Source organism: Streptomyces purpurogeneiscleroticus (assembly GCF_020024005.1).
In the GTDB taxonomy this organism is placed as follows: Bacteria; Actinomycetota; Actinomycetes; order Streptomycetales; family Streptomycetaceae; genus Streptomyces; species Streptomyces purpurogeneiscleroticus.
The window spans coordinates 1-24,154 of the sequence record NZ_NHSG01000357.1; the positions used below are offsets into that span (position 1 = coordinate 1).

Sequence of the window (24,154 nt, forward strand, 5' to 3'; positions counted from 1 at the left end):
GGTGTAGCTCTCGGCGGCGTGGGTGAGGACGTCCATGCCGCTGGCGGCGGTGACGGCGGGCGGTACGGAGAGCGTGGTGAGCGGGTCGACGACGGCCATGGCGGGCCGCAGCCGGGGGTGGCTGATGCCGGCCTTGAGGCGCAGGTCGAGGAGGTCGACGACGCAGATGGTGGTGGCCTCGGAGCCGGTGCCGGCGGTGGTGGGGACCGCGATGAGGGGCTTGACGGGCAGCTCGGGGACCTTGCCGCCGCCGATGGGCGGGGCGATGTAGTCCATGAGCGTGCCGGGCTGGGTGGTGAGGAGGTTGACGGCCTTGGCGGTGTCCATGGCGGAGCCGCCGCCGACGGCTATGTAGCCGTCCCAGTCGCCGGAGCGGGCGAAGGCGACGGCTTCCTCGATGCTCGCGTCGGTGGGCTCGACGGCGACGCCGTCGAAGATGTCGCAGCCCAGGCCCGCGGCCTTGATCGCGTGGGCGACGCGGTCCGGTACCTCGCTCGCGGCGACGCCGGGGTCGGTGATGACGAGGGCGTTGGTGACGCCGAGGGCGCGCAGGTCCTGGCCTGTTTCGGCGAGGGCGCCGAGGCCGAACTTCAGGGGCGGCGCGGCCCAGGTGAAGACGGTCTCGGTGGGGTGCTCGAAGTGCGGCATGAAGTCTCCTGGCGTGCGTGAGGGAGCCGGTCGGGCGGAGCGCTGAGGGAGGGTCCGCGGGCCTGGCGTCCGAAGCCTGGGAAGATCTTTGGAAGGCCATCCACATTGTGGACTACTGCCGCCAAGCTAGGGCGGCAGGTGCCCGGCGTCAATGGGCGTGCACGGCTCGGTAGGCTGCCGCGGGTGAGTGAGCGACGCGCCAAGGCACCCGACACCCCGGCCGGAACCCAGGCCATCGGCCGCGCGATGGCCGTGCTGCGGCTGTTCATAGAGGCCGAGGGCGATGTCCAGGTGACCGAGATCGTGCAGCGCCTCGGCCTCACGCCCGGCACCGCGCACCGCGTCGTCGGCGCGCTGGCCGCCGAGGGCTTCCTCAGCCGCAACCCCGCGACCGAGGGGTACTACCTGGGCAGTACGGCCATCCTGCTCGGCCAGGCGGCGCAGCGGGCGCTCGGCGCCGACCGCGCGATGCCACTGCTGAAGCAGCTCAACGAGGAGACGAACGAGTCGGTCAACCTCGTCGTGCGGGACGGCGGCGAGTCGGTGGTGGTGATGCGCGTCCAGTCGACGCTGCCGCTCCGCTTCGAGCAGCATCCGGGGGCGCGTTTCCCGCTGTACTCCACGGCCTCGGGCAAGGCGATGATGGCCTTCGCCGAGGACGCCGAGGACTATCTGGCCGCCCTGCCCGAGCGGCTGCCCGCGGTGACTCCCCACACCGTGACGACGCCCGCGGAGTTCGCGCGGGAGCTGGCGCGCACCCGGGAGCGCGGCTACAGCGTCGACAACGAGGAGAACGTGGAGGGCGTGCGCTGCATCGGTGCGCCGGTGCTCGGCGCCCAGGGGTACGCGCACGCCGCCGTGGTCGTCCAGGTCCCCTCCGTGCGCCTCCCCGACGCGCGCATCGGTGAACTCGCGCCGCGGTTGAAGGAGATCGCGGAGCAGGTGGCGCAGGTCGTGCCGTCGGAGCGGACGATGCAGCCGGCGCGGTACGCGCTGGAAGGGGACGACGCGTAGGACCGGTGCCGGGCATGTGCCCGTCGCGGGCAGGGTATGGACAGGCTGTTGTCATGGCGTTGTCATGGATCTTGTCTCTGCATTGTCATGAACGCTTAATGTGACTCACCATCAGTGCGCCGGCCCACGCGCCGGCCGCTGCCCCGCCGCCCGAGGAGTCCGATGAGATCGAGAACGCGCCTCGCCACCAGCGTCATAGCCACGGCGGCGGCCGCTCTGGTCGCCGCCACCCTGCCCGCCACCGCCACCGCCCGGCCGGCCCCCGACCGCGCCGAAGCCGTCCGCAGCGCCGACGCCGCGCTCGCCGCGCACGCCGATCAGCTCGCCGTCACCGCCGGCCAGGAAACCTCCGTACGCGATGTCGTCATCGACTCCGACGGCAGCCGGCACGTCCGCTACGACCGGACCTTCAGCGGCATCCCCGTACTCGGCGGCGACCTGGTCGTCCACCTCTCCCCCAACGGCAGTTACCGCGGCGCCTCCCGGGCCACCCGCAGCAACCTCGCCGTCCCCACCGTCAAGCCCCTGATCAGCGCGACGAAGGCCGCGGGGCTCGGCACCGCCGCGCTGCGCGACGCCAACTCCGGTACCGCGCTGAGCAAGATCGCCGCCAAGCCGCTGCTGGTCATCGACGCACTGCACGGCGCGCCGCAGCTCGCCTGGCGGACCACCGCCGCCGGTAAGGACGACCGCGGCAACCCCGCGGCCCACGTCGTGCTCACCAACGCCCGTACCGGCAAGGCGATCGACTCCTGGGACCGGCTGGAGACCGCGACCGGCGACGGCAAGTCGCTGTACGGCGGGACCGTGCCGCTGGAGACCACCCAGTCCGGCAGCACGTACCAGCTCAAGGACGCCACCCGAGGCGGCACGTACACCGGCGACGCGCAGAACAAGACCGACTCCTGCATCCTCGGCATCTGCTGGGGCCGCGCCCCCGCCGCCCTCTTCACCGACGCGGACAACCACTGGGGCAGCGGCACCACCACCGACCGCGCCTCGGCCGCGGTGGACGCCCAGTACGGCACGGACACCACCTGGGACTACTTCAAGAACGCGCACGGCAGGAACGGCATCGCCGGGGACGGCAAGGGCTCGTACAACCGCGTGCACTACGGCAGCGGCTACAACAACGCCTTCTGGGACGACAGCTGCTTCTGCATGACCTACGGGGACGGCGACGGCAAGGTCTTCGGGCCGCTCGTCTCGCTCGACGTCGCCGGGCACGAGATGTCCCACGGCGTCACCGCGGCCACCGCGAACCTCACCTACTCCGGCGAGTCCGGCGGCCTCAACGAGGCGACCTCCGACATCTTCGGCACGTTCGTGGAGTTCTCCGCGAAGAACGCGAACGACCCCGGCGACTACCTCATCGGCGAGAAGATCGTCCGCCCGGACTTCGGACAGGCCGCACTGCGCTACATGGACAAGCCGTCCAAGGACACCAAGTCGGCGGACTGCTGGAACTCCAAGGTGAAGGACCTCGACGTGCACTACTCGTCCGGGGTCGCCAACCACTTCGCGTACCTGCTCGCCGAGGGCAGCGGCCAGAAGGTCATCGGCGGGGTCACCCACAACTCCCCCACCTGCAACAGCAGCACGGTGCAGGGCATCGGCAAGGACAAGGTCGGCAAGATCTGGTACCGGGCGCTGACGGTCTACATGACGTCCGGCACCAACTACGCCGCGGCCCGCACGGCCACGCTGAACGCGGCGAAGGACCTGTACGGCGCGGACAGCGCCGAGCAGAACGCGGTGGCGGCGGCCTGGTCGGCGGTCTCCGTCGGCTGACGCATCGTCACGTATGGACGGACCGTACCGGCCGGGTGGCCTCGCCGCCCGGCCGGTACGGTCGCAAGACCGGCCGGTACCGTTGCCGACCATGGCCGAAAGCACCCTGTGGACCCTCTCGATCGCCGCGGTCACCGGCGGCACCGCCGTACTGGCCAGCTGGGTCACCAGCCGCGGCAACACCCGGGCGGCCCGCATCCAGGCCGAGACCGCCGCGGACTCCCAGCGCCGGGAACGCCTCCGCGAGAGCCGCCGCACCGCCTACCTGGACCTGATCGAACAGGCGCACATCATGGGCGAGTTGTTCTGGGAGGTCTCGGACGTGCTGCGGCAGCCGGACGCCGAGGGGAGCACGGCGGCTCTGCAGCGGCTCAGCGAGCGCCAGACGGCGGAGTACGCGAAGCTCCGCCGCTGCGCGCGGGTCGTGGAGCTGGAGGGGCCGCTGCCCGCGGCCGCCGCGGCGCTCAGGGTCCAGAAGAAGACAGGCGACTTCCACGCCGCGATCAAGCAGGCGCTGGCGGCCGGCGGGGGCGGGGCGGAGTGGACGGCCGCCGAGGAGCGGTTCGACGCCTCGTACTCCCCCTTCTGGGCCGCGCTGGAAGCCTTCGTGGACACCGCGCGCGACGCCCACCAGGGGAAATGAACTGGGCCCGGCGGGCCGTCAGCGGCGGTGCGCCTGGGACGGAAGCCTGCCGTAACGGGTGTGGTAAGCCGCCGCGAAGCGGCCCAGGTGCGTGAAGCCCCAGCGGCCCGCGACCTCGGTGACCGAGACGGCCGGGCCGGCGTCGATCAGATCGCGGTGGGCACGCTCCAGCCGCAGCCGGCGCAGGTAGGCCAGCGGTGTGGTCTCCAGGTGCTGCCGGAAGCCGGCCTGCAGGGAGCGCGGCGCGACGCCGGCGACCCGCGCCAGTTCCAGGACGGTGAAGGGGTGTGCGGGGTCGGCCTGCATGGCGTCCACGGCGCGCTTGACCGGGCGCGGGCAGGTGCGGGTGGCCGGGTCGGCGAGCTCTTCGCGGTACTGGTGCGGGGTGGCGTACAGCATCGTGGTGAGCAGCGCGTCCGCGAGGCCCGTCGCCACCGAGGGATGGGCCAGGAGGCCGGTCGGCGCGGTCAGTTCGCCGGCGAGACCGCGGGCCAGGGAGACCAGGGTGAGCCCCCGGCCGTGGTACGGGTCCAGGCCGCCGGGGAAGTGCAGCGGCCGCACGGAGTGTTCGAGGTGCTCCTCCAGCGTGCTCTCCACCGCCTGCCGGTCGAATCCCATGGCCAGCACCTCGGCCGCGGCGTCCAGTTCGCCGGTGAGGGCGCCGGTCGGCTCGAAGACCGGGACCCGGCCGTCGGTGGCGGTGGCCCGGAACACCTCGCCGCGGTGCGCCTGCACCACCTGTCCGCTGCGCGGCACGTTGATGTGGTACGCGACGCCCAGCCCCTCGCTCCGGCTGAGGACGTCGGCGCCGTAGGTCGCGGTGGCGAAGGTGACGGGGCCCAGTCGCAGCGCGGTCATGGCGAAGCCGAAGTCGGCGGGGTCGGTGAGGGGGTTCAGTACGACCGGGTAGGACAGCATGTCGGCGATCCACGCACGGGCACGCTCGATGTCGGAGGTGCGGAACGTGCGCGGGCCGCACTGCGCCCGCCGTTCTGTGCTGCGGCCGCGGACCCCCGGCATCGCCGCCCCCGTCCCTCAGGTTCTCGTTCACACTGCCCCGGCGCAGTGAGCAGCCGACTGCGCTTGGTGTCCATATGCTACGCAAAATGGATATCGGCGGGCCCCGCGCAGGCATTGACTGTCCGAATGGAGGCATTTCCGCTGCCGCGCCTCGCCATGGACGCGGCAGACCCGACCGCCCCTCGCCCGCCGCAGTGTCCGCAAGCGGGTCGTCCGGCGCCCGAGCGCGAGCGGCTGCTGACCCGTGCGCTGCTGGATCTGGCCTCGCCCGAGGACCGGGAGCCGGCCACGCACGCCGCTTCCCTGGTCGAGTACGTGCGGCTGCTGGGCGGTGAGCCGGCCCCGCACGCGGTGGCCGTGCTGGCCGGCCGGCCGCAGGTCACCGCCGGTTCGGGCCCGCGGGCCGAGCTGCTGCGGGAGCTGGAGGAGCAGCTGGGCGAGGGCCCGGTACGGGACACGCTGGCCGGCGCTCCGGCGGCGGAGCTGCCGCTGGAGGACGCGGCGGACGCCCGCTGGCCGCGGTTCGCCGCGCGGGCGCGGGAGCTGGGGGTTCTGCGGGTCAGCACGGTGCCGCTGGCCGATGTGGCGTACGAGAAAGGCCCCGGCGCCGCGGGCGGTGCGCGGCCGGGGCCCCCGTTGGGCGCGCTGGTGCTGTACTCCGACGTGGCCGGTCCGTGGCCGGGTGACCGGTCGGCGCCGGTGTCGGCGCTCGTCGGTGCCGCGGCGCTGCACCTGCGGCACCGGCGCACCCGTGAACACGCCCGGCAGCTGGAGCAGGCGCTGCGCAGCCGCATCGTGATCGAGCAGGCCAAGGGGGTACTCGCCGAGCGGTTCGGCTGCCCGACGGACGGGGCGTTCGCGGAGCTGCGCCGGTACGCGCGTGCGCACCAGCGCAACCTCCACGACCTGGCGCGCTCCGTCGTGGACGGCACGGCGCCGCCGCCGTTCCGCAAGGAAGCCCGCTGAGCGGGTCCGCTAGCGGTCCCTTCTCAGCGGTCTTCCTTGAGCAGGTCGGCGCACTTCTCGCCGATCATCATGGTGGTGATGCACGGGTTGACCGTGACCAGCTCGGGCATGACCGAGCCGTCCGCGACGCGCAGCCCCTGGATGCCCTTCACGCGCAGCCGGGCGTCCAGCGGCGCCATGGCGTCGTCGTCGGCGCCCATCTTCACCGTGCAGGCGGGGTGGTAGACGGTGTTGTGGGTCTTGGCGATGTAGTCCAGCAGCTCGTCGTCCGTGCGCACGTCCGGGCCGGGGGCCAGCTCGGCGCCCGCCCAGTCCGCCAGCGCCGGCTGCGCGGCGATCTCGCGGGCGAGGCGCAGCCCGTACGTCATCACCCGTACGTCGTGCTCGTGGGTGAAGTAGCGCGGGTCGACCTTCGGCTTGTCGCGGAAGTCGCGGGTGCGCAGCCGGACCGTGCCGCGGGAGCGGGCGCGGGTGACGTTCGGGGTGAGGCAGAAGGCGTTCTCGGAGGTCGGGTAGCCGTGCCGGGCGGTGTTCATGTCGAACGGCACCGAGCCGTAGTGGAACATCAGATCCGGGCGGTCCAGGCCCTCTTCGGTGTCGGCGAAGATGCCGATCTCCCACCACTGGTTGGAGCTGGTCACCATGGGCTGCTTGGCGTCCCACATGATGACGCCCTCGGGGTGGTCCTGGAGGTTCTCGCCGACGCCGGGCGAGTCGACGAGCACGTCCACGCCGGTCTCGCGCAGGTGCGCCGCCGGGCCGATGCCGGAGAGCATCAGCAGCTTGGGGGTGTCGATGGCGCCGCAGGAGACGATGACCTCGCGGCGGGCTCGGACGGTACGGGTGTGGATCAGGTCGGGGTCGAGGTAGGTGGCGCCGGTGCAGCGGCGGTCCGCGTCGATCAGCAGCTGCTTGGCGCGGACGCCGGTGCGCACCTCCAGGTTGGGGCGGCGGCCGAGGATCGGGTGGAGGTACGCCACGGACGAGGACTGCCGGATGTTGTTCTCGTCGGAGTTGATCTGAAACCAGTTGGCGCCGCGTATCACGGTGTTGCCGGTGTTGAACGGGGTGGTGGGGATGCCCTGTTCGGCACAGGCGGCGAGCAGGGCCGAGCCGCAGGGGTCGGCGCCCTTGATGGTGCGCAGGGTGACCGGGCCGGAGCGGCCGTGGTGGTCGCCGGGCGCGTCGTTGGACTCCAGGCGCTGGTAGAGCGGGAAGGTGTCCTTCGCGCCCCAGCCGGTACAGCCCGCCGCCTCCCAGCCGTCGAGGTCCTCGGCCGGGGCCCAGAAAGCGATACAGGAGTTGTGCGAGGAACAGCCGCCGAGGACGCGGGCGCGGGCGTGCCGCATGAAGCTGTTGCCGCTCTCCTGGGGCTCGACCGGGTAGTCCCAGTCGTATCCGGACTCCAGCAGGCCCATCCAGCGTTCCAGGCGCAGCACGTTGTCGTCACCGACGTCGGAGGGGCCGGCCTCCAGGACGCACACCGTCACCGTGGGGTCCTCGCTGAGGCGGGCGGCCACGACGTTGCCCGCGGTGCCGCCGCCGACGATGACATAGTCGAACTCTTCAGTGGACATGGGTCGGAGTGCTCCTTGTGGTGTCGGGTTCGGCGTCGTTCTGCGCCGCGTGTTCGGCGAGCACGCCCGTGCGGTGGCGCTGGATCAGCCAGTAGTACGCGAAGCCGCCGACCGCGACGGCGCCCACGAAGAGGACGGCGCCCCAGCGCAGGTACCAGTGGTACGGCGGGGCCGCGTTGTAGACGGCCGCGCGGGGCCAGGCGAGGTTGATCATCATGCCGGCGCCCCAGAGGACGGCGAGGATGTTGACCGGCAGGCCCCAGCGGCCGAGGGTGAAGCGGCCGGGGGCGGGCTGCCAGCGGCCGCGCAGCCGGGCGATCAGCATCGGCACGGTGACCAGCAGATACGCGCCGTAGATCATGATGATGCCGATACTGGTGACGACGGAGAAGATCTGCGGCTGGCGGATGTTGATCAGCAGGACGGCCAGCGAGAGCACGCCGACGATCACGGCCGGCAGGACCGGGGTCTGGAAGCGCGGGCTGACCCGGGCGAGCAGCGAGGCGGCCGGCAGGTTGTTGTCGCGGGACATGGCGAAGGCCAGCCGGATGGCGGCGGTGTGCACGGCCAGCGCGCAGACGGTGACGGCGATCAGGACGCACCACAGCATCGCCTTGCCGACGGTGTCGCCGAGCACGTCCAGGACGATGTACTGCAGCCCGTCGGTGGTCAGCCCCTCGCCGTTCAGGCTGCCGACGCTCATCAGGGCGAGCAGCAGGATCAGCCCGCCCAGCACGAAGGAGGCGAGCAGGGCGCGGAGGATGGCGCGGGGCGCGTTGCGGGAGGGGTCCAGGGACTCCTCGCCGAGCGAGGCGGCGGTGTCGAAGCCGTACATGACGTACGCGGAGGCGAGCGAGGCGGTGAGGAAGGCGCCGAGGTAGCCGAAGCTCTGGCCGTCGCCCGCGTGGTGGGTCTCCAGCACCACGTCGGGCCCGCGCACCACGTGCACGGCGAAGAGCACGATCAGCACGACGGTGGCGATCAGCTCGATGAAGACGCCCGCGGTGTTGATGCGGGCCATCAGCTTCACGCCGAAGGCGTTGACGAGGGTGGTGAAGAGGATCAGTACGCCGGCCAGGATCACACCGTTGGTGGCGATGTCGTAGCGCCCGGTGCCGTCCCCGATGAACTGGAAGGCGGGGGAGATCTGCGGGAGCGTGAGCTGGTAGGCGAGGGCCACGGCGGAGAGCGAGACGATCGAGGCGACCAGCATCATCCAGCCGGCCAGCCAGCCGATGTGCGGATTGCCCAGCCGTTTCGCCCAGTTGTAGACCGAGCCCGCGACGGGGTGGCGGGCGGCCAGCTCGGCGAAGGACAGCGCGATCATCAGCTGGCCGGCGAAGACCATCGGCCAGGACCACCAGTAGGCGGGACCGCCGTGCCCGAAACCGAAGTAGAAGAGCTGGAAGGTGCCGGTGAGGATGGAGATGTAGCTGATACCGGCGGCGAAGGTGTGGAAGTTGCCGAGGGTCCGTTTGAGTTCGGGGCGGTAGCCGAAATCCGCGAGACCGTCGTCGTCCTGTGCTGGTGGTGCGTCCTGTGCTGGTCTTTCTGCTCGGGAATCCGTCAAGAGCACTTCTCCTCAGTCGATCAGTCGGTCAGTCGAACCAGTGGAGCGCCTTCGGTGCGGTGTTGCGCCAGACGTGCTTGGTCTCGCGGTATTCGGCAAGACCGGTGGGGCCGAGCTCGCGGCCCGTCCCGGACTGCTTGAAGCCGCCCCACTCCGCCTGCGGCAGATAGGGGTGGAAGTCGTTGATCCATACGGTGCCGAGCCGCAGCCGGGCCGCGACCCGGTCCGCGCGTGCCGGGTCGGTGGTCCACACCGCGCCGGCCAGCCCGTAGACGGTGTCGTTGGCGAGCCGTACCGCCTCGTCCTCGTCGGTGAAGCGCTCGACGGTGAGGACCGGGCCGAAGGACTCCTCGCGCACCACCGACATGCCGGCCGTGCAGTCGTCCAGGACGGTCGGCAGATAGTGGAAGCCGTCCGCGAGCGCCGGGTCGTCGGGGCGGGCGCCGCCGCAGCGCAGCACGGCGCCCTCGGCGAGCCCGGCGGCGACGTACGCCTCGACCTTCTCCCGGTGCGCCGCGGAGATCAGCGGGCCGGTGCGGGCCTCCGGGTCGAAGGGGCCGCCGAGCCGGATCTCCCGGGCCCGGCGCACCACCTCGTCGACGAAACGGTCGTGCAGGGAGTCCTCGACCAGCAGCCGGGCGCCGGCCGAGCAGACCTGCCCGGAGTGCAGGAAGATCGCGGTCAGGGCGTAGTCGACGGCCGTCTCGAAGTCGGCGTCGGCGAAGACGATGTTGGGGTTCTTGCCGCCGAGTTCGAGGGCGACGTTCTTGACCGTGCCGGCAGCGGCGGCCGCGATCCGCTTCCCGGTGGCCAGACCACCCGTGAAGGAGACCAGGTCCACGTCGGGGTGGACGGTGAGCGGGGCGCCCGCCTCCGGCCCGGTACCGAGGACGAGGTTGGCCACGCCGTCCGGCAGCCCGGCCTCGGCGAGCAGCTTCATCAGATGGATCGCGGTGTGCGGGGTGAGCTCGCTGGGCTTGAGCACGAAGGTGTTGCCGGCGGCGAGGGCCGGGGCGACCTTCCAGGCGGTCTGCAGCAGCGGATAGTTCCACGGCGTGATCAGCGCGCAGACGCCCACCGGCTCGTGCACGACGCGGCTCTCGACCGTGGCGCTGCCCGCGTCGACGTTCCGGCCCGCGTCCCCCTCCTCGGTGATCAGGCGCCCGAAGTACCGGAAGCAGGCCGCGATGTCGTCCATGTCGAGCTCGCTCTCCACCAGCCGCTTGCCGGTGTCGAGCGACTCGGCGCGGGCGAGGACCGCCCTGTCGCGCTCCAGGAGGTCGGCGACGCGCAGCAGCTTGGCGCCGCGCTGGGCCGCGGTGGTGTGCGGCCAGAGTCCGGTGTCGAAGGCGCGGCGGGCCGCGGCCACGGCCCGGTCGGCGTCGGTGGCGTCGCCCTCATCGACCACCGCGACGAGGGACTGGTCGGCGGGGCAGCGGATCTCTCGGGTGCCGCCGGCGGCGGCCGACTGCCACCGCCCGTCGATGTAGAGCTCAGGCACGCTTGTCCTCCAGCTGCTCGGTGACCCACTGGTGGAAGGCGCCGATGTGGTGCTCACTCGGCACGAGCACGCCGCCGTCCCGGTACGCGCGCGAGTCCATCGCCGGCTGGGTCCGCTCGCACGCTTCAAAGTCCTGCTGGTTGACGCGGTGGAACAGCTCGACGGAGGTGGAGATGTCGGCGCCGGACTCGACGACCTCGGGGAGGTAGAGCCAGTCGCACTCCACGACGGTGCGGTCGGCGGCCATCGGGAACATCCGGTGGACGATGACGTGGTCGGGCACGAGGTTGACGAAGACCTGCGGCCGGACCGTGATCGCGTAGTACCGGCGGTCCTGGTCCTCCGCGATCTCCGGGAGCCGGCCGAAGCCGCCCTTGCCGTCGACCGTGAAGCCCTCGGCCTCCGGCGCGAACTCGGCGCCGTGCCCGACGTAGTACTGCGCGGCGAAGCCGTCCGCGAACTCCGGGAGCACGTCGGTGAGTTCGGGGTGGATGGTGGCGCAGTGGTAGCACTCCATGAAGTTCTCGATGATGAGCTTCCAGTTGGCCGCCACGTCGTAGGTGATGCGCTTGCCCAGGGCCAGGCCCTCGGTGCGGTACCGCTCGATGGAGGCGGCGTCGCCGAGCCGCTCGACGGCCGCGCCGATCACCGTGTCCTCGAAGGAGGGCGGCTCGTCGGCCAGGCAGACCCAGGCGTAGCCGAGCCACTCCCGCAGCGGGACGGTGACCAGGCCGCGCTCGGTGCGGTCGATGTCCGGCATCGACGTCAGGTTGGGCGCGGCGATCAGCTTGCCGTCGAAGTCGTAGGTCCAGGCGTGGTAAGGGCACTGGAGGTTGCGGCGGGCCTCGCCGGACTCCTCGGTGCACAGGCGGGCGCCGCGGTGCCGGCAGATGTTCAGGAAGGCCCGCAGTTCCCCCTTGCGGTTGCGGGTGATCAGGACGTTCTCCCGGCCGACCTGCACGGTGCGGAAGGCGCCGGGCCTCTCCAGGTCGGCGCTGCGCACGGCGCAGAACCACAGCCGCTCGAAGATCTTCTCCTGCTCCTGCCGGAAGGTCTCCGGGTCGGTGTAGGAGGTGCCGGGCAGGGTGGTGATCAGGCTGGACGTGACGGGCGAAGCGAGTTCGGGCGTGGTCGTCATGTACGTCTCCTCAAGCCAACTACTTCTTCCGAGCGCTACTTGCGGATGCGGGTCATGCCCGGGTCGAACAGCGGTTCCTCGGCGACGGTCGCGGCGACCTTCTCGCCGAAGTACTCCACGTGCACGGCGGTGCCGGGGACGGCGGCGGAGGCCGGCAGCCAGGCGTAGGCGACGCAGCGGCCGATGCTGTAGCCGTAGGAGGCGGAGGTGACATAGCCGGCGGGCGCGCCGTCCACATACACCGGCTCCTTGCCGAGGACGACGGCGGCCGGGTCGTCGAGGGTGAGGCAGGTCAGTTTGCGGCGGGCCGTCTCCTCGCTGCGGCCCTCCAGGGCGGCGCGGCCGAGGAAGTCGCCCTTGGCGGGGCGGACGGCGAAGCCGACGCCCGCCTCGTACGGGTCGTGCTCGGTCGTCATGTCGTGGCCCCAGGAGCGGTAGCCCTTCTCCAGCCGGAGGCTGTTGAAGGCCGACCGCCCGGCCGCGATCACGCCGTACTGCTGCCCGGCCTCCCACAGCGTGTCCCACAGGCGCAGGCCCAGGTCGGCGGTGGTGTACAGCTCCCAGCCCAGCTCGCCCACATAACTCAGCCGCATGGCCGTGACGGGGACGTGCTCGAGGTAGGTCTGCTTGGCCTTGAAGTAGCCGAAGCCCTTGTGCGAGAAGTCGTCGCGGGTGAGCGGCTGGACCAGGTCGCGGGCGAGCGGGCCCCAGACGCCGATGCAGCAGGTGCCGGAGGTGATGTCCTGGATGTGGACTCCCTCGGGTGCGTGCCGCAGGAGCCAGTCCAGGTCGGAGCCGCTGTTGGCGCCGATCTGGAAGCGGTCGGGCGCGAGCCGGGCCACGGTGAGGTCGGAGCGGACGCCGCCCGTCTCGTCCAGCAGCAGCGTGTAGGTGACCGCGCCGGGCTTCTTGTCGAGCTGGTTGGTGGACATGCGCTGGAGGAAGGCGCGCGCGCCGGGCCCGGTGACCTCCAGCCGGCGCAGCGGCGTCATGTCGTACAGCGCGACCTTCTCGCGCGTCGCCTTGGCCTCGGCCGCGGCGATCGGCGACCAGTACCGCGCCGACCAGGCGTCCCGCTCGGGCAGTTCGAGGCCCTCGGTGAGCGGGGCGTTGGCCTCGTACCAGTGCGGGCGCTCCCAGCCGCCGCCCTCCAGGAAGAACGCGCCCAGCTCCTGCTGGCGGGCGTAGAAGGGGCTGACGCGAAGGGGGCGGGGCTGCTCCATGGGCTGGAGCGGGTGCAGGACGTCGTAGACCTCGACGAAGTTCTGGGCGCCGCGGTCCTCGATGTACGCGGGCGAGCGCTGGGCTTCCTCGAAGCGGTACAGGTCGCACTCGTGAATGTCGATGTCGGGACGGCCGTCGGTCATCCACTGCGCGACGGCGCGCGCCACGCCCGCGGAGTGGGTGACCCAGACCGCCTCGGCGAGCCAGAATCCGCGCACCTCACGGGATTCGCCGAGGACCGGCATGCCGTCGGGCGTGAAGGAGAAGACGCCGTTGAAGCCCTCCTCGACGCGGGATTCCCCGAGCGCGGGGAGCAGGCCGACGCTGTCCTCCCAGCTCGGCGCGAAGTCCTCTTCGGTGAAGGGCAGCGAGGACGGCATGATCGGCGCGTCGTCGAAGGCGGGCACGGCGTTGGGGTCGACGGGCATCGGGCGGTGCGCGTAGGAGCCGATGCCGATGCGGTCGGTGTGTTCGCGGTAGTACAGATCGCGGTCCTGGAAGCGCAGGATCGGCTTGCTGGCCTCGGTACGCGGGTCGTTGACGCCGTCGAGCTCCGGCAGCGGCGCGGTCTTGGCGTACTGGTGGGCGAGCGGCAGCAGCGGCACGTCCACTCCGGCCATTTTGCCGATCACCGGGCCCCAGAAGCCGGCCGCCGAGACGACGTGGTCGGCGGGGAAGGTGCCGCGGTCGGTGACGACGCCGGTGACCCGGCCGTTCTCCTGCTCGATGCCGGTGACGGTGTGCCGGTCCAGGAAGCGGGCGCCGCGGGACTCGGCGCGGGTGATCTGGGCGCGGCAGGCGAGGAGGGCGCGGGCCAGGCCGTCGTCGGGCGTGTGGAGCCCGCCGAGGACCTTGTCCTCGTCCAGCATCGGCCAGTACTTCTTGCACTCGGCCGGGGTGATCAGTTCGGCGCGTACGCCCCAGGAGGCGGCGAGCCCGGCCTTGCGGTGCAGGTCGGCCCAGCGCTCGGGGGTGGTGGCGAGCTCCAGCCCGCCCAGCGGGTTGAAGCAGGGCAGACCGTCGACCTCGAGAGAGTTGAACTTCTCGACCGTGTACGCGGCGAACTCGGTCATGGTCTTGGACGGGCCGGTCTGGAAGACCAGCCCGGGGGCGTGCGAGGTGGAGCCGCCGGGGGCCGGGAGCGGGCCCTGTTCGAGGACGGTGACGTCGCGCCAGCCGCGCGCGGTCAGTTCGTCGGCGAGCGAGCAGCCGACGATGCCGGCGCCGATCACGACCACGCGGGCGTCGGTGGCGGGTATGCGGGACATGCCCCTCCTTCGGGTCAGGCAGGACGTACGGGGAGTGGCGTCCCTCAGAGGACGACCACGGAGCGCAGGACGCGGCCGCCGCGCATGGTGTCGAAGGCGGCCTCCACCTCTTCCAGGGAGATCCGCTCGGTGACGAAGCTTTCGAGGTCGAGCAGCCCGTACAGGTACTGGTCGATCAGGTCGGGGAAGTCGCGGCTGGGCAGGCAGTCCCCGTACCAGGAGGACTTGAGGGCGCCGCCGCGCGAGAAGATGTCGCTGAGCGGGATCTCGACCTTCATGCCGGGCTCGGGCACGCCCACCTGGACGAGGGTGCCGGCGAGGTCGCGCATGTAGAACGCCTGCGTGTACGTCTCCGGGCGGCCCACCGCGTCGATCGCGATGTCCACGCCGACCCCGCCCGTCAGGGCGCGCACCGCCTCCACCGGGTCCGTACCGCGGGAGTTGATGATGTGCGTGGCGCCGAACTTCTCGGCCTGGTCGAGCTTTCTGTCGTCGACGTCGATGGCGATGACCTTGCGCGCGCCGTTGAGGCAGGCGCCCGCGATCGCCGCGTTGCCGACGCCGCCGCAGCCGATGACCGCGACGGTGTTGCCGCGCTGCACGTTTCCGGTGTTCACGGCCGCGCCGTAGCCGGCCATCACGCCGCAGCCGATCAGGCTCGCGGCCTCGGGGCGGGCCGCCGGGTCGACCTTGATCGCCTGTGCGGCGGCGACCAGCGTCTTCTCGGCGAAGGCGCCGATGCCGAGGGCCGGGGTGAGCGGGGTGCCGTCGAGCAGCGTCATCGGCCGGGCCGCGTTGCGCGAGTCGAAGCAGTACCAGGGGCGGCCGCGGCGACAGGAACGGCAGGTGCCGCAGGGCGCGCGCCAGGCGAGCACGACGTAGTCGCCGGGCAGCAGGTCGGTGACGCCGTCCCCCACGGCCTCGACCACCCCGGCCGCCTCGTGCCCGAGCAGGAACGGGAAGTCGTCGCCCACGGCACCTTCCCGGTAGTGCAGATCCGTGTGGCAGACCCCGCACGCCTGTACGGAGACGAGTGCTTCCCCCGGGCCCGGGTCCGGCACCAGAATCGGCTGCACCTCGACCGGTGCACCCTTTTTCGTCGCGACCACAGCACGGACTTCGTGTGGCATGCCCCTACCCCTCAGTGTTGCGCACTGCACGACTCGTTGCGCGATGAGAGACATACTGGGAACGCCGTCTCGGCGGCGTCAAGGGGTTGGAGTTAACCGTTGGTAAAAGCCCGCGCACGCTCGGAACGCACAGACGCGGGGCCGGTGGGCACCGACCCCGCGTCACTCCTGCGCATGGGCGAACCGTCTAGTCGCGGAAGATCAACTCCCGTGCCCCATCCGCCGGGACAATTCCCGTGCCGCCTCGACCGTGCGCTTGGCGACCTCCGGGATGCGGTCGGGCTCCAGCCGGTACGCGGGCGCCGAGACGCTGATCGCGCCGATCACCTGGCCGTCGTGCGCACGCACCGGCGCGGCCACCGCGTGCAGCCCCAGCTCCAGCTCCTCGATCGCCACCGCGAAGCCGTTGCGCACCACCTCGGCGAGCTGCTCGCGCAGCTCCGCGACGGAGGTGATGGTCCGGTCGGTGAGCCGCGGCAGCTTCCGGGCGAGCGCGGCGTCCTGCACCGGGCCCGGCTGGAACGCCAGCAGCGCCTTGCCGCTGGAGGTCGCGTGCAGCGGGGTGCGGCGGCCGAGCCAGTTCTGCGCGGTGACCGAGGCCGGGCCCCGGGCCTGCATGATGTTGACCGCGGCGCCGTTGTCCAGCACCGCGATGTTGGCCGTCTCGCCCAGCTCGTCGGCGAGCAGCCGGCACATCGGCGCGCCCTCCTGCGAGATGTCCAGGCGCACCGCGGCGGCCCCGGCCAGCCGCAGCACCCCGGCGCCGAGGTAGTACTTGCCGCGCTCCTGCTCCTGGGCGACCAGCCCGCGGTTCTCCAGCACGCCGAGCAGCCGGAAGGCCGTCGACTTGTGCACGCCGAGCTCGTCGGCGACCTCGGTCACCCCTGCCTCACCGTGCCGGGCAAGGATTTCCAGCACCGTGACCGCACGGTCCACCGACTGCACGGAACTCCCCGCTCCGCGGGCTGATTTCTGCGCTGACCTGGCCTCCGACGTGTCCTTCGCGTTGTCCGTCATCCGATCTCACCACCTGGCGCGACCCGATGCGGGCCGGCTTCTGAAGGGAGGCGCTTGACGCGCGGGCTCCCGGCTTGGATTCTGTTGCGCAGAGCGCTTCGCCGTGCGCATCGCGGAACTCAACTATACCGAACAGTAAGAGGGGGGCCCCGTGATTCCCGTCTGCCACCTCGATGACCTGCCCGCAGGCGAGTCCCTTCGCATCGACACCGCACCTCCGATCGCCGTCTTCAATGCCGACGGCGAGATCTACGCCATCGACGACACCTGCACCCACCAGGACGCTTCGCTCGCCGACGGCTGGCTGGAGGGCTGCCTGGTCGAATGCCCGCTGCACGCCGCGTCGTTCGACCTGCGCACCGGCATGCCGACCTGCCTGCCCGCCAGGCGGGCCGTCCGCACCCACTCCGTCACCGTGGAGAACGGCATGATCTACGTGCACCACGCCGCCCAGGAAGGCACCGCCGCATGAGGACGGTCACCGTCGTCGGAGCCTCGCTGGCCGGACTGTACGCCGCGAGAGCGCTGCGTTCCCAGGGGTTCGAGGGCCGGCTGGTGATCGTCGGGGACGAGTGCCACCGCCCGTACGACCGGCCGCCGCTCTCCAAGGACTTCCTCAAGGGCATGACCGGGCAGGAAGACCTCGCCCTGGCGGACGCCGAGGAGGTCGCCGAGCTGGACGCGGAGTGGCTGCTCGGGACGCGCGCCGCCGGGCTGGGCGCCGACGGCCGGTCGGTGGTCCTGGCGGACGGCCGGTCCCTCGCCACCGACGGGGTGGTCATCGCCACCGGCGCCACCCCGCGCCGGCTGCCGGGGCCCGAGCTCGCCGGGGTGCACACCCTGCGCAGCCTCGACGACGCCCAGGCGCTCCGCGCCGACCTGGCCGGCGGCCCGGTGCGGGTCGTGGTGATCGGCGGCGGCTTCATCGGCGCCGAGGTCGCCTCCTCGTGCGCCGCGCTCGGCCACGACGTCACGGTCGTCGAGGCCGCGCCGCTCCCGCTGCTGCCGCAGCTCGGCGAGGAGATGGCCGGGGTCTGCGCGGCCCTGCACGGGGATCACGGGGTCGCGCTGGTCACCGGTACGGGCGTCGCGGCGCTGCGGGGCGAGCCCGGCGGCCGCGTCACCGGTGTCGAGCTGGCCGACGGACGGGTACTGCCCGCCGACACCGTCGTCGTCGGCATCGGCGTCCGCCCGAACACCGACTGGCTGGCCGGTTCCGAGCTGGCCCTGGACGACGGGGTGGTCTGCGACGCCGGGTGCGTGACCGCGCTGCCGCACGTCGTCGCGGTCGGCGACGTGGCCCGGGTCGGCGGCTCCCGCACCGAGCACTGGACCAGCGCGACCGAACAGGCCGCCACCGCCGTCCACAATCTCCTCGCGGGCGAGACCCTCCTGGCGCACCGCACCGTGCCGTACTTCTGGTCCGACCAGTACGGCGTCCGCATCCAGTTCGCCGGGCGGCGGCTGCCCACGGACACCGTGCGGGTCATCGACGGCTCCCCCGAGGACCGCAGCTTCCTCGCCGCGTACGAGCGCGACGGCCACACCACGGCGGTACTCGCCCTCAACCGCCCGCGCCCGTTCATGAAGGCGCGCCGCGAGCTGATGCGGGCAGCGCAGCCGGTCGCCGGCTGACCCCCGCGTGCCGCGGCCACAGCGAGTGGCCGCGGCACTTCCATGACCGCCCAAATGCCGCCCGTATACCGGCACTTGGCACCCGTTTTACCTTCGGCCCGGTCAGCCGCATCCGACCCCCATACCCCTGTTGACGTACGACATCCGGCTGTCACATGCTCGATACATAGGTGTTCGATACACGTGACCCTGGGTGTCCGGCCGCTGACGCATGCCGTTTTCCGGCCGCCCCCCAATGCACCAGCCCGGGGTCGGATTCGGAGGAGCAGCATGTGCGGAATCGCCGGATGGGTCGCCTACCAGCGTGACCTGCGGTCCGAACAGGCCACCGTCGACGCCATGACCGAGACCATGTCCTGCCGCGGCCCGGACGACGCCGGGACCTGGGTCCAGGGCCCGGCGGCCCTCGGTCACCGCCGGCTCGCCATCATCGACCTGCCGGGCGGCCGCCAGCCGATGACCGTCGACACCCCCGACGGACCGGTCGCGATGGTCTACTCCGGAGAGGCGTACAACTTCTCCGAACTGCGCAAGGAACTGGCCGCCCGCGGCCACCGCTTCACCACCGACTCCGACACCGAGGTCGTCCTGCACGGCTATCTGGAGTGGGGCGAGGCCGTCGCCGAACGCCTCAACGGCATGTACGCCTTCGCCATCTGGGACAGCCGCGAGCAGAAGCTCGTGATGATCCGCGACCGGATGGGCATCAAGCCCTTCTACTACTACGAAACCGACGACGGCGTGCTCTTCGGCTCCGAGCCCAAGGCCATCCTCGCCAACCCGCAGGTCACGCCCACCGTGACGCTGGACGGCCTGCGCGAGCTGTTCGCCTTCGTCAAGACCCCCGGCCACGCCGTGTACGAGGGCATGCGCGAGGTCGAGCCCGGCACGGTCGTCACGCTGACCAGGAACGGTCTGCGCACCCGCGTCTACTGGACGCTGGAGACCAAGCAGCACACCGACGACCGGGAGACCTCGATCGCCCATGTGCGGTCACTGCTGGACGACATCGTGCGCCGCCAGCTCGTCGCCGACGTCCCCCGCTGCACCCTGCTCTCCGGCGGCCTGGACTCCTCCGCGATGACCGCGCTCGCCGCACAGCAGCTGGCCGCCGAGGACAGGACGGTCCGCAGCTTCGCCGTCGACTTCGTGGGCCAGACCGAGAACTTCACCCCGGACGCGCTCCGCGACACCCCGGACACCCCCTTCGTGCACGACGTGGCGCGCGCCGCGAAGACCGACCACCAGGACATCGTCCTGAACTCGGACCAGCTCGCCGACCCCGAAGTACGCTCCAAGATGATCCGCGCCCGGGACATCCCGATGGGCCTCGGCGACATGGACGCCTCGCTGTACCTGCTGTTCAAGGCGATCCGCGAGCACTCGACGGTGGCGCTGTCCGGCGAGTCGGCCGACGAGGTCTTCGGCGGGTACAAGCAGTTCTTCGACCCCAAGGCGCGCGAGGCCGACACCTTCCCCTGGCTGGTGCAGTTCGCCGAGCACTTCGGCGACGACGGCAACATCCTCACCGAGGGCGTCACCAAGGCGATGGACCTGGGCAGTTACATCCAGGACAGCTACGACACGGCCGTCAAGGACGTGCGGCGGCTCGACGGCGAGAGCGACTTCGAGTACCGCATGCGCAGGATCTGCTACCTGCACCTCACCCGGTTCGTCCGCGTCCTGCTGGACCGCAAGGACCGGGCCAGCATGGCCGTCGGCCTGGAGGTGCGGGTGCCGTTCTGCGACCACCGGCTCGTGGAGTACGTCTACAACACCCCGTGGAGCCTGAAGTCGTTCGACGGCCGGGAGAAGAGCCTGCTGCGCGAGGCCACCGCCGACGTGCTGCCCAGGTCGGTGTACGACCGGGTGAAGAGTCCGTACCCCTCCACACAGGACCCGAAGTACGCCGTCGCCCTCCAGGGCCACCTCAAGGACCTGCTCGCCAAGCCCTCGCACCCGGTGTTCGACCTGGTCAGCCGCGACTGGCTGCAGCGCGCCGTCAAGGTCGACGTCCCGCAGATCACCCAGGCGTCCCGGCGCGGCCTCGAACGCACCCTGGACCTGGCCCTCTGGATGGACATGTACTCGCCGGCCATTACACTCTCTTGACCTGATCGAGGCAGGTCGATGGACGACAGACGGGTGGACGGTGGCGTGGCGGTCGGCGACGGGACGGCGCTGAGCACGGTCGGTGAAGAGGACGCGCTCGAACTGGTCGTGACGCTGCACCGGCTGCTGCGCAGCCTGGGCAGGGCCGTCCCGGGCCGCCGCGTCCCGCCCACCCAGCTCATCGTCCTCGCCCTCCTCACCCAGCTCGGCCCGTCCCGCATCGGCGTACTGGCCGACCGCATCCCCTGCTCGCAGCCGACGGCCACGGCCGCGGTGGCGAGCCTGGAGTCGGCAGGGCTGGTCCGCAGGGCACCGGACCCCACCGACGGGCGCGCGGCACGCGTCGTCATCACCGAGAACGGCGTCCGCGCGCTGAACGACGTGGCACAGAGCGAGGCCGAGGCGCTCGCCGGGCGCCTCGGCACGCTGCCCCCGGAGGACGTCCGCCGGGTACTGGAGGCGGGCGCCCTCCTGCGGCGCCTGGCCGAGCAGGGCTAATAGCCCTTCGGCGGGCTGCCCGCATCGGCCTGTTGCACCCGTGAGATGTCGCCGTACTGCGCCTTGATGTAATTCACGGCCGCCGCGCAATTCGCCACCGGGTCATTGATGTCCCATGCCGTACCGGGCTGATGATGCGCCCGGAACGTTCCCATGGTCGTCTGGAAAAGCCCCTGGGACGGCTCGCCCGCCACCGCGTTGGCGTCCCATCCATTGAAAGCGTTCGGGTCGAATCCGGATTCCCTGCGGGCGATCGTCCACAGTCCCGCGTACCAGTATTCGGGTGATCCCGTGACCCGCAGGCACGAACGGATCCACCCGGCCGGCCCCGTCGCGTCCAGCCGCTCCCTGGCCTCGGCGCGCTTTCTGGCCGCTGCCCGCCGCCGCTCTTCCAGCGCCGTGCTCCGCGCCTCTGAGCTGGCCCGGGAGGCCCGGGCCGCGGCCTCGAAGCGCTGCTCCGTCAGCCCCGCCACGACGAACGTGGCGGCCTGCCCCTCCAGCCCGACCGGAGAGACCCGGACCTTCCGGCCGGCCGCGACAGGCGCCCGGTGGCCTGCCCGGGCCGCGGCCGGCCGGGCAGCACCGCCGTACAGCGCGGCTTCTTCCGTGTGCGTCCCGGCCTCACCGGGACGCATATCCGCCATTCCGCTGACCACGATTGCGGCAGGAATTATCAGGACGAGGACAGAGGAAAGGGCGGTGGCTGCAGTCCTGGCCACGTGCATGGGAAATCATCGCCTTCCCGTCGAGCCGCCGGCTCACTTGGAGGCGTCCTATCAACCGGAATCAAGACCCGCCGAGCACCCGGCCGCGACCGGCGGTCCGAGCGGAATGACGATATCTTCGAAGTTTTGCGCTACGAGTCGGGGCCCGGGCGGTGGGAGGGGCCGGGCGGGGCTATCGTGGCTCCATGTCCGCCCCTGAGCTGATCCGTATCGTCTCCCGCTCCTCCCCCATGGCCCTGGCCCAGGTGGAGCGCGTCCGTACCGAACTCGCCGCGCTGCACCCGGGCATCGCCACCGAGGTCGTCCCGGTGACCACCACCGGTGACCGCTGGATGGGTGACCTCTCAGCGGTCGAGGGCAAGGGCGCGTTCACCAAGGAGGTGGACGCGGCGCTGCTGTCCGGGAAAGCGGACCTCGCGGTGCACTGCGTCAAGGACATCCCGGCCGACCGGCCGCTGCCGGCCGGCACCACGTTCGCCGCGTTCCTCAAGCGCGACGACGTACGGGACGCCCTGATCCACCCCGGCGGTCTCACCCTGGACGAGCTGCCCCCGGGCACCCGCATCGGCACCTCCTCCGTACGCCGCCGCGCCCAGCTCGCCGCGTCGCACCCGCACCTGGAGACCGTCCCGATGCGCGGCAACGCCAACCGGCGCATGGAGAAGCTGCACGCCGGGGAGGCCGACGCGCTGCTCCTCGCGGTGTCCGGACTGCACCGCATCAACCGCCCCGACGTGATCACCGAGGTGCTGTCCGTCGACACGATGTGCCCGCCGATCGGCGCCGGCGTACTCGCCCTCCAGTGCCGCGAGGACGACACCGAGACCATCGACGCGGTCTCCGGCCTCGGCGACCCGGAAACGCACCGCGAGACACAGGCCGAGCGGATGTTCCTGCACGTCCTCCAGGGGCACTGCAACTCCCCCATCGCCGGCTACGCCAGGTCGGAACGCGGCGGCGAGCTGTCACTCCGGGCCTGCGTGTTCACCCCCGACGGCAAGACCGTGCTCAACGCCCACGAGTGGGCGGGCCGACTGGACCCCGCCACCCTGGGCACCTCGGTCGCCGTCGCGCTGCTCCGCCAGGGCGCCCGCGAACTGATCGACGGTATTCCGCACTGACGCGCCGCTGCCGGGCGGCGCGTCCTGCCCGGTACGCTCCCCCTCGCCGCCCCGTCGTCAGGGGCGCAGTCCGCCGTCGACCACCGCCTCGGCCGTGTCGCGCAGCTTGGCGCGGTGATGGCGCGCGTACCCGCGCAGCAGCTCGAACGCCTCTCCGGTCGGGATCCGGCGCTCGGCCGCGAGCATGCCCTTGGCCTGTTCGATGACGACCCTGCTGTCGAGCGCGTGCTGCAGCTGCTCCGCCACCCGGCGCTGGCGGTCCCGGTCGGCGGCCACCGCGAGGTAGCCGACGGCCATGTCGATCAGCACCCGTACGCAGGCGAGGTCGGTGGCGGACCAGGGCCGCGGCGCGTTGTGGTAGAGGCCCAGCGTCCCGAGCGCCTCGCCGTTGAAGTGCAGCGGCAGACTGGCCGTCGCCGCCACGCCCAGTTCGAGCACCCGCTCGCCGTAGCCGGGCCACCGCGCCGCGTCCCGCGCCAGGTCGGGAACGGTGACCGGCTGTACGGTACGGAGCGCTTCGAAGCACGGTCCGCAGCGCTCCTGTGCCTGGACGTCGGCCAGTTCGGCCGCCATCCCGTCCAGTACGCCGACGGGGTGCAGCTCCCCTTCCCGTACCAGGAAGACCCCGGTGCTCCGTACGGCGAGCGCGGCGGCGGAACGCTGCGCGAGGTCCTGCAGCAGGTCGCCGGTGGAGGGGATGGTCGCCAGGGCAGCCGAGAACCCCGATACTTCGGCGAAAGCCCGTTCCTGATCCGTCATCGCCTCGGACCTGCCTTCCTCGTGATGTCCCGCCCTCTCTCCGAAATTAGGCGGCGGGACGCCCGGCGAGAACCCTCAAACGGTCCGGGCGGAACCCCTCAAACGGGCCGGATTTCAGTCATCGGGCAGCAGCCCGGCGCGGGTGGCCGCGACCACCGCCTCCAGCTGGCTGTGGACGCCCAGTTTCATCAGCACGTTCTTCACGTGGCCACGGGCGGTGTGCCGGCTGATGACGAGGCGTTCGGCGATCGCCCGGGGGCTCATCCCCTCCCCCAGCAGCCGCAGCACTTCCCGTTCACGTGCCGTCAGGCGGGCCGGCACCGCCTCCTCCTGCCCGTTCCGGCCTCCGTCGGCCGGGCCGAGCAGCGCCGCCAGCGCCGCGCTCTCGACCAGCAGGTGCCCGCCGGCCGGTGCCCGCACCGCGGCGAGGATGTCGGACAGCGCGCTGGCCTTGGACAGAAACCCGGCGGCACCGGCCGCCGTGGCCGCGGCGAGCACCGCGGGATCGGTGTCCCCGGTGAGGATCAGCACGCGGATCCCGGGGTGGGCCGCCTTGAGCGCCGCGGTCCCTTCGATGCCGTCGGCGCCCGGGAGGTGAATGTCCATCAGGACGGTGTCCGCGCCCGCGGCGGCGAGCGGCAGCGCGGCCTCGACCGTGCCGACCGCGCCCACGCACTCCAGGTCCGGCTGGGCGGCGATGGCCAGCTCCAGCGCGTCGGCGAGCGCCCGCTGGTCCTCGACCACCAGCACCTTGGTCATCGTGGCCACCCCACCCTGTCGACCGGATCCAGCCTAGT

21 protein-coding genes are annotated in these 24,154 nt (G+C 71.7%); 9 read left to right on the forward strand and 12 right to left on the reverse strand.

Annotation, left to right across the window (positions count from 1 at the left end; all coding sequences use genetic code 11):
• A partial coding sequence (locus CCS38_RS24430) for an iron-containing alcohol dehydrogenase (RefSeq protein ID WP_223735451.1) occupies window positions 1-648 on the reverse strand: 648 nt, incomplete at its 3' end.
• Window positions 649-831: 183 nt separating this feature from the next.
• On the opposite strand from CCS38_RS24430, the gene CCS38_RS24435 reads away from it, so the two are divergent.
• The 3 genes from CCS38_RS24435 to CCS38_RS24445 all read left to right on the forward strand — a co-directional run bounded on the left by CCS38_RS24435 (window position 832) and on the right by CCS38_RS24445 (window position 4,096).
• The gene (locus tag CCS38_RS24435; protein ID WP_223735452.1) at window positions 832-1,662 is read left to right on the forward strand and encodes an IclR family transcriptional regulator; all 831 of its coding nucleotides are present in this window, start codon (window positions 832-834) and stop codon (window positions 1,660-1,662) included.
• A gap of 162 nt (window positions 1,663-1,824) precedes the next feature.
• Window positions 1,825-3,453 (forward strand): M4 family metallopeptidase, encoded by a 1,629-nt coding sequence (locus tag CCS38_RS24440; protein WP_223735453.1) that lies wholly within the window; start codon window positions 1,825-1,827, stop codon window positions 3,451-3,453.
• A 91-nt stretch (window positions 3,454-3,544) separates the two neighbouring features.
• Window positions 3,545-4,096, forward strand: coding sequence for a hypothetical protein (locus CCS38_RS24445; protein ID WP_223735454.1), 552 nt, complete (start codon window positions 3,545-3,547; stop codon window positions 4,094-4,096).
• 18 nt (window positions 4,097-4,114) lie between these two features.
• Here the strand turns inward: CCS38_RS24445 and CCS38_RS24450 are convergent, their stop codons facing one another.
• Window positions 4,115-5,116: an AraC family transcriptional regulator gene (locus tag CCS38_RS24450; protein ID WP_223735455.1), complete on the reverse strand. Its 1,002-nt coding sequence runs from the start codon at window positions 5,114-5,116 to the stop codon at window positions 4,115-4,117.
• A gap of 126 nt (window positions 5,117-5,242) precedes the next feature.
• On the opposite strand from CCS38_RS24450, the gene CCS38_RS24455 reads away from it, so the two are divergent.
• Entirely contained in the window at window positions 5,243-6,082 is an 840-nt protein-coding gene (locus tag CCS38_RS24455) for an ANTAR domain-containing response regulator (protein ID WP_223735456.1), read from the forward strand.
• A gap of 23 nt (window positions 6,083-6,105) precedes the next feature.
• Here the strand turns inward: CCS38_RS24455 and CCS38_RS24460 are convergent, their stop codons facing one another.
• From CCS38_RS24460 to CCS38_RS24490, 7 genes are all read right to left on the reverse strand, one after another.
• Window positions 6,106-7,659: a GMC family oxidoreductase gene (locus tag CCS38_RS24460; protein WP_223735457.1), complete on the reverse strand. Its 1,554-nt coding sequence runs from the start codon at window positions 7,657-7,659 to the stop codon at window positions 6,106-6,108.
• Window positions 7,649-9,229 carry an APC family permease gene (locus tag CCS38_RS24465; protein WP_223735458.1) on the reverse strand — a complete coding sequence of 527 codons (1,581 nt, stop codon included), beginning with the start codon at window positions 9,227-9,229 and terminating at the stop codon, window positions 7,649-7,651. Before CCS38_RS24465 ends, CCS38_RS24460 begins: the two co-directional genes overlap by 11 nt.
• 28 nt (window positions 9,230-9,257) lie before the next feature.
• The gene (locus CCS38_RS24470) at window positions 9,258-10,730 is read right to left on the reverse strand and encodes an aldehyde dehydrogenase family protein (RefSeq protein WP_223735459.1); all 1,473 of its coding nucleotides are present in this window, start codon (window positions 10,728-10,730) and stop codon (window positions 9,258-9,260) included.
• On the reverse strand, window positions 10,723-11,868 hold the full coding sequence (locus tag CCS38_RS24475) for an aromatic ring-hydroxylating oxygenase subunit alpha (RefSeq protein ID WP_223735460.1): 1,146 nt from the start codon (window positions 11,866-11,868) through the stop codon (window positions 10,723-10,725). Before CCS38_RS24475 ends, CCS38_RS24470 begins: the two co-directional genes overlap by 8 nt.
• Window positions 11,869-11,903: 35 nt before the next feature.
• Window positions 11,904-14,360, reverse strand: coding sequence for a GcvT family protein (locus CCS38_RS24480; protein ID WP_223735461.1), 2,457 nt, complete (start codon window positions 14,358-14,360; stop codon window positions 11,904-11,906).
• A 44-nt stretch (window positions 14,361-14,404) separates the two neighbouring features.
• Entirely contained in the window at window positions 14,405-15,490 is a 1,086-nt protein-coding gene (locus CCS38_RS24485; RefSeq protein ID WP_223735462.1) for an S-(hydroxymethyl)mycothiol dehydrogenase, read from the reverse strand.
• Window positions 15,491-15,691: 201 nt separating this feature from the next.
• Complete coding sequence (locus CCS38_RS24490; RefSeq protein WP_308050860.1) at window positions 15,692-16,435, reverse strand: IclR family transcriptional regulator; 744 nt, start codon at window positions 16,433-16,435, stop codon at window positions 15,692-15,694.
• Between the two features lie 223 nt (window positions 16,436-16,658).
• Here CCS38_RS24490 and CCS38_RS24495 point away from each other — a divergent pair, with 223 nt between their 5' ends.
• From CCS38_RS24495 to CCS38_RS24510, 4 genes are all read left to right on the forward strand, one after another.
• Complete coding sequence (locus tag CCS38_RS24495; protein WP_030260990.1) at window positions 16,659-16,979, forward strand: bifunctional 3-phenylpropionate/cinnamic acid dioxygenase ferredoxin subunit; 321 nt, start codon at window positions 16,659-16,661, stop codon at window positions 16,977-16,979.
• On the forward strand, window positions 16,976-18,142 hold the full coding sequence (locus CCS38_RS24500; RefSeq protein ID WP_223735464.1) for an NAD(P)/FAD-dependent oxidoreductase: 1,167 nt from the start codon (window positions 16,976-16,978) through the stop codon (window positions 18,140-18,142). Before CCS38_RS24495 ends, CCS38_RS24500 begins: the two co-directional genes overlap by 4 nt.
• A 270-nt stretch (window positions 18,143-18,412) precedes the next feature.
• Window positions 18,413-20,254: an asparagine synthase (glutamine-hydrolyzing) gene (gene asnB / locus CCS38_RS24505; RefSeq protein ID WP_223735465.1), complete on the forward strand. Its 1,842-nt coding sequence runs from the start codon at window positions 18,413-18,415 to the stop codon at window positions 20,252-20,254.
• An 18-nt stretch (window positions 20,255-20,272) separates the two neighbouring features.
• Window positions 20,273-20,752, forward strand: a complete 480-nt coding sequence (locus CCS38_RS24510; protein WP_223735466.1) for a MarR family winged helix-turn-helix transcriptional regulator — start codon at window positions 20,273-20,275, stop codon at window positions 20,750-20,752.
• On the opposite strand, the gene CCS38_RS24515 is transcribed toward CCS38_RS24510, so the two are convergent.
• Complete coding sequence (locus tag CCS38_RS24515; RefSeq protein ID WP_223735467.1) at window positions 20,749-21,477, reverse strand: transglycosylase SLT domain-containing protein; 729 nt, start codon at window positions 21,475-21,477, stop codon at window positions 20,749-20,751. The genes CCS38_RS24510 and CCS38_RS24515 overlap by 4 nt on opposite strands.
• Window positions 21,478-21,662: 185 nt before the next feature.
• Here CCS38_RS24515 and hemC point away from each other — a divergent pair, with 185 nt between their 5' ends.
• Window positions 21,663-22,598 (forward strand): hydroxymethylbilane synthase, encoded by a 936-nt coding sequence (gene hemC / locus CCS38_RS24520; RefSeq protein WP_223735468.1) that lies wholly within the window; start codon window positions 21,663-21,665, stop codon window positions 22,596-22,598.
• Between the two features lie 57 nt (window positions 22,599-22,655).
• Here the strand turns inward: hemC and CCS38_RS24525 are convergent, their stop codons facing one another.
• Window positions 22,656-23,357, reverse strand: a complete 702-nt coding sequence (locus tag CCS38_RS24525) for a GAF and ANTAR domain-containing protein (RefSeq protein WP_223735469.1) — start codon at window positions 23,355-23,357, stop codon at window positions 22,656-22,658.
• Between the two features lie 114 nt (window positions 23,358-23,471).
• Window positions 23,472-24,116 carry a response regulator transcription factor gene (locus CCS38_RS24530; protein WP_223735470.1) on the reverse strand — a complete coding sequence of 215 codons (645 nt, stop codon included), beginning with the start codon at window positions 24,114-24,116 and terminating at the stop codon, window positions 23,472-23,474.
• Between the last annotated feature and the right edge of the window lie 38 nt (window positions 24,117-24,154).

Excerpts from the sequence above, each read along its gene's own strand:
- CCS38_RS24440 (WP_223735453.1), top strand. The coding sequence starts at position 1,825 with ATGAGATCGAGAACGCGCCTCGCCACCAGCGTCATAGCCACGGCGGCG.
- CCS38_RS24445 (WP_223735454.1), top strand. The coding sequence starts at position 3,545 with ATGGCCGAAAGCACCCTGTGGACCCTCTCGATCGCCGCGGTCACCGGC.
- CCS38_RS24450 (WP_223735455.1), bottom strand. The coding sequence starts at position 5,116 with ATGCCGGGGGTCCGCGGCCGCAGCACAGAACGGCGGGCGCAGTGCGGC.
- CCS38_RS24455 (WP_223735456.1), top strand. The coding sequence starts at position 5,243 with ATGGAGGCATTTCCGCTGCCGCGCCTCGCCATGGACGCGGCAGACCCG.
- CCS38_RS24460 (WP_223735457.1), bottom strand. The coding sequence starts at position 7,659 with ATGTCCACTGAAGAGTTCGACTATGTCATCGTCGGCGGCGGCACCGCG.
- CCS38_RS24475 (WP_223735460.1), bottom strand. The coding sequence starts at position 11,868 with ATGACGACCACGCCCGAACTCGCTTCGCCCGTCACGTCCAGCCTGATC.
- CCS38_RS24480 (WP_223735461.1), bottom strand. The coding sequence starts at position 14,360 with ATGTCCCGCATACCCGCCACCGACGCCCGCGTGGTCGTGATCGGCGCC.
- CCS38_RS24485 (WP_223735462.1), bottom strand. The coding sequence starts at position 15,490 with ATGCCACACGAAGTCCGTGCTGTGGTCGCGACGAAAAAGGGTGCACCG.
- CCS38_RS24500 (WP_223735464.1), top strand. The coding sequence starts at position 16,976 with ATGAGGACGGTCACCGTCGTCGGAGCCTCGCTGGCCGGACTGTACGCC.
- asnB (WP_223735465.1), top strand. The coding sequence starts at position 18,413 with ATGTGCGGAATCGCCGGATGGGTCGCCTACCAGCGTGACCTGCGGTCC.
- CCS38_RS24510 (WP_223735466.1), top strand. The coding sequence starts at position 20,273 with ATGGACGACAGACGGGTGGACGGTGGCGTGGCGGTCGGCGACGGGACG.
- CCS38_RS24515 (WP_223735467.1), bottom strand. The coding sequence starts at position 21,477 with ATGCACGTGGCCAGGACTGCAGCCACCGCCCTTTCCTCTGTCCTCGTC.
- hemC (WP_223735468.1), top strand. The coding sequence starts at position 21,663 with ATGTCCGCCCCTGAGCTGATCCGTATCGTCTCCCGCTCCTCCCCCATG.
- CCS38_RS24525 (WP_223735469.1), bottom strand. The coding sequence starts at position 23,357 with ATGACGGATCAGGAACGGGCTTTCGCCGAAGTATCGGGGTTCTCGGCT.
- CCS38_RS24530 (WP_223735470.1), bottom strand. The coding sequence starts at position 24,116 with ATGACCAAGGTGCTGGTGGTCGAGGACCAGCGGGCGCTCGCCGACGCG.